Annotated in this window: 8 protein-coding genes; all 8 read left to right on the top strand. The window is 47.5% G+C overall.

Annotated features, from left to right (window positions below; translation table 11 throughout):
• Nucleotides 1-269: DUF4911 domain-containing protein (locus U9P07_10065; protein MEA2109749.1), on the top strand; the 269-nt coding region annotated here is incomplete at its 5' end.
• Between the two features lie 339 nt (nt 270-608).
• Nucleotides 609-959, top strand: coding sequence for an STAS domain-containing protein (locus U9P07_10070; GenBank protein ID MEA2109750.1), 351 nt, complete (start codon nt 609-611; stop codon nt 957-959).
• Between the two features lie 25 nt (nt 960-984).
• The gene (locus tag U9P07_10075) at nt 985-2,391 is read left to right on the top strand and encodes a sigma-54 dependent transcriptional regulator (GenBank protein MEA2109751.1); all 1,407 of its coding nucleotides are present in this window, start codon (nt 985-987) and stop codon (nt 2,389-2,391) included.
• Nucleotides 2,392-2,743: 352 nt separating this feature from the next.
• Nucleotides 2,744-5,557 carry a tetratricopeptide repeat protein gene (locus U9P07_10080; GenBank protein MEA2109752.1) on the top strand — a complete coding sequence of 938 codons (2,814 nt, stop codon included), beginning with the start codon at nt 2,744-2,746 and terminating at the stop codon, nt 5,555-5,557.
• On the top strand, nt 5,527-6,984 hold the full coding sequence (locus tag U9P07_10085; protein ID MEA2109753.1) for a sigma-54 dependent transcriptional regulator: 1,458 nt from the start codon (nt 5,527-5,529) through the stop codon (nt 6,982-6,984). Before U9P07_10080 ends, U9P07_10085 begins: the two co-directional genes overlap by 31 nt.
• 237 nt (nt 6,985-7,221) lie before the next feature.
• The gene (gene flgB / locus U9P07_10090; GenBank protein ID MEA2109754.1) at nt 7,222-7,638 is read left to right on the top strand and encodes a flagellar basal body rod protein FlgB; all 417 of its coding nucleotides are present in this window, start codon (nt 7,222-7,224) and stop codon (nt 7,636-7,638) included.
• Nucleotides 7,638-8,078, top strand: coding sequence for a flagellar basal body rod protein FlgC (gene flgC / locus U9P07_10095; protein MEA2109755.1), 441 nt, complete (start codon nt 7,638-7,640; stop codon nt 8,076-8,078). Before flgB ends, flgC begins: the two co-directional genes overlap by 1 nt.
• A 10-nt stretch (nt 8,079-8,088) precedes the next feature.
• A complete protein-coding gene (fliE, locus tag U9P07_10100; protein ID MEA2109756.1) occupies nt 8,089-8,409 on the top strand; it encodes a flagellar hook-basal body complex protein FliE in 321 nt (106 codons plus the stop codon).
• Nucleotide 8,410: the final 1 nt, after the last annotated feature.

An 8,410-nucleotide genomic window follows, 5' to 3' on the forward strand; every position in this document is an offset into this window, starting at 1 on the left:
ATCCCCGCAAAATTGGCATGCTGCGTTTTTTGCTGGAGGGATATGATGGTTTGACCACCCTGACTACCCTTAATGCTTCCCAGGGTCTGGTATGCTGTCTGGTGCCGAACGGGCAATATGTAACGCTGTACCGGTTGCTTGAAAGCTTCAATACCGAAGGGCGAATATACTCTTTTATCAGATTGGGCTGTTGTTCTGATTTGCAATTTTTGACTAAAGCTTCAAAGTTTTGTGCCGGTGATAAATTAATACCTTTATCGAGCGGTTAGCTTTTAGCAGTTAGCTATTAGTTTAATGATTACAGTGGTTTTACTATATACCTGCTGTTCCCTGTTGGCTACTGTGTATTGTGTAAATATTCGACTTTGTCTATAGATTGACAAATTTTTATTATTTCTCACAGAGACACGGAGTCACAGAGGGCAAGTGACTGGGTTTCTCCGTGACTTTGTGTCTCTGTGAGAGTATTTTTATCTTTTCTGAAAACGTAGTCGAATGTTTACTGTATTGTTAACGTAAAACCTTAATCGTACTCAGCTAAATGCTAAGAGCTACTGCTAATTGCTTAACTCAGGTGATAATTTGACCTGAGGATGGAGACATCGTGTATGGAAATAATTTCAAAAAGCTTTGACCAGTTCGCCGCCCTGATTTTAGAAGGGGTCCTTGATGCGGGTCAGGTGAGCGTGGTGTTGCTGGCGGCGGAGGATGTGCTGCAGCAAAACCAGCAGGACCTTGTTATTGATGGGAGTGGACTGGACTTTGTCGACAGCTCCGGTCTGGGTTGTTTTGTGAGCATCTATAAACAGGCACAAAACCTGGGTCGTTCTTTTACCCTGGTTGGATTACCGGCGCCAATTTTGGAAGTTATCACTATAACTAAACTTGATCGGATATTGGCAATCTATCCCGGATCACTGGAAGCATTTCTTGCTGAACCGAATTCTTTTCCCGGTTGAGTTCACATCCTGACGGATTGTGCTTATGCCAGGTTCTTCCCCCATTTATCTGCTTATTACCACTGATGATCATCTGCCAGGCCTTCTGCAGGCCTGTTTGCCTGAGTCGGTGCAATTGGCCGTTCTGGCGCCTGATCAGCTGTCCCGACGCAAGTTTTCAGCGGGAACGGTAGTATTCGTTGATTGCCTGCCGCCTACTAAAGAATTTTTCTGGCCTTCATTGCTGCGGGATTTGCCTGTTTCCCTGATTATGATTTGTGCTCAGGGAGACATGGAACGGATTAAAATGGGGGTTTTGCATGGAGCCCGCAGTTATATCACCAGTCCTCTGTCTCCTCCTGATGTCCAACGGGTTCTCGATCAGTGTTGTAGCGAATTGGTGGCAGAGGCTGAAGACGAGCAATTGCCTGGGGATGAGCAGTTGGAAGCTTCAGGGTTCTACGGGATGTTAGGGGCTTCACCCGGGATGAAAGCTGTTTTTCGCCTGATCCAAAAAATCTCCCGCAGCAACAGCAATGTTTTAATCCAGGGAGAAAGTGGTACCGGCAAGGAACTGGTCGCCCGGGCAATTCATAATCTGAGTGCGCGAGCCAAACATCCTTTTATACCGGTTAATTGTGCCGCAATCCCCCGTGAATTGCTTGAGTCCGAATTGTTTGGTTATGTCAAGGGTGCTTTTACCGGGGCGATTTACGACCGCCCGGGTCGGGTGGAGATGGCTGAGGGGGGAGGGCTGTTCCTTGATGAAATCGGTGAAATGGATGCCTTGCTGCAGGTAAAAATACTTCGTTTGATTCAGGATCGTACGGTTGAACCGCTGGGATGGCGTCAGGCAGCAAAAAAAATTGATATCCGAATTATTTGTGCCACGAACCGGGATCTCGAATTGGCTGTCCGGGAAGGTGATTTTCGCGAGGACCTTTTTTTTCGCCTTAATGTGGTTCCCGTCCAGCTCCCGCCACTCCGTCAACGTCCGGAGGATATCCCCTGCCTGGTGGAATATTTTATTCATTGTCAGAACGAAGGACGTTCAGGCTCGCCGGTAACTGACATCAGTCCGGAAGCCATGCTGCTTTTGCAGGCTTATCCATGGCCTGGGAATGTCCGGGAACTGGAAAATATCATTGAGCGGATCATGGTGATGAAATCAGGCGGTTCCATATTGCCTGCCGATCTGCCGGAGAAGATTATCTCGATGGACAGTATGGTCGAAAACCAGGAAAAAGCTTCCCGGTTGCCGTCGACCACTATTCCCGTGGAAGGTTTGTCGCTGAAAACAGAGGTCAGTAAGCTGGAGAAAGAGTTGATCGTCCAGGCTTTACAACAGTCCCAGGGGGTCAAGGAGCGGGCCGCGCGGTTGTTGAAAATGAACCGGACCACATTGATTGAAAAAATTAAGCGTAACCGGATAAATGCGGATACTTTAGAATGATAAACTCAACTTTCTTAAGTTGCTCTAAGAACAGCTGGCTTGTGTGGCGCGCTAAAGCAATGTCCCCGGGCGTCCGCCGCGAATTACCAATGGGGGACAGTTTTAAAAACTGTCCCCACCCAGGCGGCCAATACCGCTATGAGTTAATACTCGACTTTGTCTATAGATTGGCAAATTTTTCTTATTTCTCACAGAGACACTGAGCCACAGAGGGTAAATAACTGGGGTTCTCCGTGACTTTGTGTCTCCGTGAGAGTATTATTGCTTTGTTGAAAACGTGCCCGAATATTTACATGAGCCAAGCCCGAACATCTAGTAATGGTTCCCTTAACCTTTTTCCTCTATGGAGGAGTTGATCCTGATTAATCTACATCAAAGTGGCAAGTTTCGATGTAAAGTTGTCCTGATTCTGCTCCTGATTTGCAGCGGGATACTTTTCCCCGGTGACAGTTGTGCCGCCGCGAAAAAGATATTGGAGTCGGTCAAGATTGGCAGCTTTAAGGAAAAGAGCCGGGTGGTTTTGCAGTTGAGCGGTGCCGGCTTTTATGAGGTTGATAACCAGCCGGATGATGCCATTCTCTCTGTTAAGTTATTTGATTTCAGCCGTGGTCAGGTTCCTCCCCGGCAATTGGTTGATGAACGTTTAATTAAAGGGATTCGCATTAGTCAGAAAGAACAGTTTCTCCAGGTACAGCTTTCGCTGACCACCAGCCAATATCATTACCGGGCCCATCTATTCAAATCCCCTCCCCTGCTGGTTATTGATCTTAAAGGCAGTCCACCGGCTGCCGAAGAAAAATCCGCGCCGGCCGATAAACAACAAAGTTCTGATGAACAGGGTGAACCCAGGGAACCGCCTGAGCCGGAAGTGGTGGAAAATATCGAGAAAAAGCCGCTGGATGAGGTTGATAAGTCTGCAGTCAAAGTGGAAAAGGTTGAAGAAAAGCCGCTGGATGTGGATGAACCCGTGTCGGAAGCCAAAAAGGAAACGGCCGGTGTAGAGTCGAAGGAGCCTGAAAAAACCGGCATGGTTCCACCTGCAGCAAAAAAATCGCCTGAGTCTGAAGTCCCAGTGCCGGAGAAGTCGGTTGCCGCAAAATCCGAATCTTCATCACCGGCAGAAAATGAAGTGTTAACGGATAAGCCGATTGCAGAGAAGCTGGAACCCGGGCTTCCAGGGGAAAAATCAGTTTCCACTTCCGCTGCTGACATTGAAGTTGATCCAGGTCGTGAGCTGTATGATCAGGGATTGCAGCATTATCTTAAAGGTGAATTAGAAAAAGCTATGGAAACCTTTAGCCGCCTGGTAACCCTGTTTCCTGATTCCGCCCTGGTTCCCAAAGCACTTTTTCGTTATAATGATGCCCTGGCACGGCAGGAAAACAGTGGAAACAGCCGTAATTTACATCATCTTATTGATAACTATTTGCAGGTGGTGAGAAAGTATTCCCGGGATAGTGATGCCCCCTGGGCTTTGTTGCAGGTTGGTCGTGCATACGAGAGTATGGATTTTGATTATGAGGCGGAAGGGGTCTATCAAGCGTTGGTTCACCAGTATCCACAAAGCCGGTTTGCCGCGGCTGCCTGGTATGAAACCGCCCGGATAAATTATGCCCTCAAACGTTACCGGAAAGCTTTGCATGCCTATCAGCAATTGGTGGCAGAGTATCCGGAACGGGGATTCAGTATCGAAGCTGAATTTTATCAGGCCCACTGTCTTTACCATCTGGGGGATTTTACCAGGGCCCTGTCCAGGTATCAATCCGCGTTGAAAAGGACGCCGGAGTATTTACAGGACGATCCCCGGACCATCTATCTTTTGGGCAGCTGCTACCTGTCATTGAAAAAATATCAGCAGGCTCGTGACTATCTGTTGATGATGCGCAACCTTTTTCCTGAAAATGAGTTTACCAATATGGCTTTGGCAAAAGTGGGAGATTCCCTTTTGACCCAGGGGAAATTTGCTGAAGGGGTTGCCTTCCTGGCTACGGTTATCAAAGAGTATCCTGAAACCGACGGCGAGATTATTGCCCGTTTAGCCATGGCTCGGCTGGGGGTCGAAAACCCCGGGTTTGCCAAACGTCCTGAATTGAGAACTTATGCCGAATTTCTGGATCCTCAGCTTGCTTACCGTTTGATTGCTGACAACTATCCGGATAATCCTTTGAGTAATGTAGCCCGGTTGCGCCTGGGGCGCCTGCTGTATAAACGCCATGATTATGCCGGTGCCCGGCAGTTTTTTGATCAATTGATTTTACCCCGGGTAGATCACGATATTCGTTCAGTGGCCCTTGCTGAGATGCGGAAAGTGGTTTATGATGAACTGAGAGAAGACTATCAACAAAAAAAATACGCGGCGATGGTGGCCCTGCAAAAACGGTATGGCAATAATTTTTTGCCCCGGCCAACGGGAATGTATCCCTTTTTCTGGCTGGCTGAAGCTATGCGTCACCAGGGTTTGTATGCCGGGGCATTGAAGCTGTATGGTTCATTGCAGGGTTTTAAACCGTCCCAAGAGGAATTTTTAGCCATTACCTGGGGGATGGCCAGCTGTCATCTTTTTCTGGGAGAGGTGAAGGATGCGGCCGGATTATTACAGCCACTGGCAGTGAAAGACCTGGAAAATTCCTGGTGGATAAAAATGATGTTGTTAAAGACTGAAATCATGATCAGGGAAGGTGAAAATCCGGCGGCGTTGAAACTGTTGGTTGATATCCGTTCCCGTTTGCCGGCCGGACAAATCCCGGAACGGGTTTCCCTGATGACCATGATGGCTGAGGCATATAGTAATGAGGGCGAAATTGATGCTGCTATAGCAACATATCGAGAGGCGGTATCCCTGGCCAATGCCCAGCCGCAGATAATTGATCTGGTACACCGGGTTACCCTGACCTCCGCACTTGCCAGAATATTGTTCATCAAAGGGGATTATCAGGCTTCCCTGTCAAGATTCCGCCAGGCCTCACTGATGATGAACCGCCATGAAAATTTAGCTGAATTATTGTACTGGCAGTCCCTCTGCTATGCCCGTCTGGGGCAGAATAAAGAACTGGATAAAATAATCAATACCTTGAAATCTCATTATGAAAACAGTGACTGGACATCTCTGGCTATCTCTAATCTCAAGGATTATCAATGGAAAAAGGGGAATCGCAATTTACAGTAGTAATCTGGGATGTTGATGCCGATTTCTGGAAGCCGTTGATTATCGGCCTGGAAAATTCCGGCATTCGGGTATTATGTCAGCCTTTGCCGGCAGACTACCTGGAAACTCTCAGAAATATGCTGCCGGTTTCTCTGATTGTCGGTGAGCTTGATCTCCAGGATGTAAACGGGGAAAATGTTATTTCAGTTTTGCATCAGCAGCTTCCCGAGATTAAACTTTTGCCGGTGGTGGCTTCTCCCTCGGTAGAAGGGGCAATTGGTGCTATTCGCCTGGGAACCATTGATTATCTGCTGAAGGCAAATATGACCATTGATGCTCTCCTGGCATTGATTAAAAGAGTGCTGTCGGAGCGACAGGTTCCAGCCCTGCAATCAACCCTGAAGCATCATCCGCAGGATCTAATATATTGTGATCCATCCATGGAACGATTGCTGCAACTGGCCGGGAAAGCTGCGGTCAGTGATGCAACGGTACTTATTCAGGGTGAGAGTGGTACCGGGAAGGAGGTCCTCGCCCGTTTTGTTCATCGGCAAAGTCACCGATCGGCAAAGCCTTTTGTTGCCATTAATTGTGCCGCTCTGCCGCCAAACCTGTTGGAAAGTGAGCTTTTTGGTCATGAAAAAGGCGCTTTTACCGGGGCGATAGTGAGAAAAATCGGTAAATTTGAGCTGGCTCATGGCGGTACCATCCTGCTTGATGAAATATCTGAAATTGATCTGGGATTACAGAGTAAATTGCTGCGGGTTATCCAGGAAGGCGAGGTTGACCGGGTTGGTGGACGACATCCGGTTTCCATTGATGTTCGCATTATTGCCACCACGAATCGAATACTGAAAAATGAAGTTGAGGCCGGGAATTTTCGCCAGGACCTTTTTTACCGGCTTAATGTGATCCCTTTGACCATTAAACCATTAAGGGAACGATTGATGGATATTGATCTTCTGGTTGAACGTTTTATTGATCGTTACCGACGGAAAAACAACCGGAAAATCAGGGGGATTTCAGCTGCCACCCGCCAGGCATTATTTCGCCATTCCTTTCCGGGGAATGTTCGGGAACTGGAAAATATGATTGAACGCGGTGTAGTTCTGGCGGAAGGATCGCTGTTGGAGCCGGGCGATCTTTTTCTGGATGAGGATGAATTGCTTGCAGTTGCCAATCGTGGTGATGCAGCTGCTGTCGTGGGGGATACAGCTGACCTGATTTCTGGAGCATCCCTGCCCCTACCGGTGGGAACCAGTCTGGACTCCCTGGAGCGGTTCATGATTTTTAAAACCTTGAAAGAGGTTGATAATAATCGTACCCATGCCGCCCGGGTCCTGGGGATCAGCATCAGGACTTTGCGGAATAAATTGCGTGAATACCGGGAGAAATATGACCAGACTCCCGAATCAAATAATCAGAATGCTGTCAGCAAGCCATCCTGATTTTCCAGATGACTTCCTTGTTATAACTGTCCTTATGTGGGGACGTCCCCCCACCTGTGACATCCCCTCTTGTGCTGTGCTTGAGATCTCTTGAGTTGCTGGCATATGATTTGCTTGTTGTTCATCCCTAGGTAAAAAATAGCCACCTTAAAGATAGTATGATTTCAATAAATCATGTTTTTTCAACATGTTGTGCCGGTTGGATAAACTTTATTGCCGGCGAGAGGTGTCAACCAAATGACAGTAAACCGATTGTTTGACAATACCACCAACCTGCTGGCTAAAGTCATGGCTTTACGGGCCCGTAAAGCGGAAGTTATTTCAAGCAATATTGCCAATATCGATACTCCCGGATATAAAGCCCGGCAAGTTACCTTTATGGATCAACTGCAGGATGCACTTGTTGAGTCTGACCGTCTGCCTTTGGTGAAAACTCATAAGGTGCATTTGCCGGTATCACGGACTATAACCGAAATTGAATCATCGATTCAAGCGCAGGAAAGTTCACTTGCTGGTTTTGACCGGAATACCGTTGATCTAGATCATGAAATGGCAGCCTTGGCGGAAAATAGCCTGAATTATAATGCTGCCGTCCAGATGTTGCATAAAAAACTGAATATTTTGAAAAATGCCATTGTCGAGGGGGGTAAATAGTGGGTTTTCAAACTAGTTTACGAATCAGTGCCGCCGGCATGTCGGCTCAGCGTCATCGTTTGAATGTTATTGCCAGTAATCTGGCTAATCTGCAGACGACCAGAACTCCTGAAGGGGGACCCTATCAGCGGAAAGATGTTGTTTTTCAGGCGAAACCAATGGTTGACAGCCGGAATGAATCATTGATGGAATCTGGTCAGCAAAAGACCTTGTCGGTGGAAATGGTGAAAGTCATTGCTGATAGTCGGCCGCCGATCATGAAATATCAACCGGAACATCCGGACGCTGATCCTCAGGGTTATGTCGCCTATCCCAATGTCAATGCCATTGAAGAGATGGTAAATATGCTGTCAGCAACCAGGAGTTATGAAGCTAATCTGACAATGATGAAAACCACCAAAGATATGGTTAACAAAACCATCGAAATTCTGAAAGTGTAGTAATTAAGCCATGAAAAATGAAGCGATGCAGACTCATTTACTGACTATGCGGCAACTTGCCGGCCAGGCTGCCAATCCTGTTACTCGTTCAGAGGAATCAGATTCCGGGCAAGGTGGTTTTGGCCAGATTTTCCGTAGTTCACTGGAAAAAATAAATGGGCTGCAGCAAAAGGCAGATGAACAGGTAACCGCAGTCCAGAGTGGCCGCTCGGCGGATATGATTGATGCCATTGTGGCGCTTGAAGAAGCAGACATGTCCTTCCAGCTGTTGCTGCAGGTGCGGAATAAAGCTGTCAAGGCGTATGAAGAGATTATGAGGATGCAGTTGTAGG

The sequence above is a fragment of the Pseudomonadota bacterium genome (assembly GCA_034660915.1).
Lineage (GTDB): Bacteria > Desulfobacterota > Anaeroferrophillalia > Anaeroferrophillales > Anaeroferrophillaceae > DQWO01.

Bases quoted from the DNA above. Each gene is read 5' to 3' on its own strand.
- U9P07_10070 (MEA2109750.1), top strand. From the start codon at position 609: ATGGAAATAATTTCAAAAAGCTTTGACCAGTTCGCCGCCCTGATTTTA.
- U9P07_10075 (MEA2109751.1), top strand. From the start codon at position 985: ATGCCAGGTTCTTCCCCCATTTATCTGCTTATTACCACTGATGATCAT.
- U9P07_10085 (MEA2109753.1), top strand. From the start codon at position 5,527: ATGGAAAAAGGGGAATCGCAATTTACAGTAGTAATCTGGGATGTTGAT.
- flgB (MEA2109754.1), top strand. From the start codon at position 7,222: ATGACAGTAAACCGATTGTTTGACAATACCACCAACCTGCTGGCTAAA.
- fliE (MEA2109756.1), top strand. From the start codon at position 8,089: ATGAAAAATGAAGCGATGCAGACTCATTTACTGACTATGCGGCAACTT.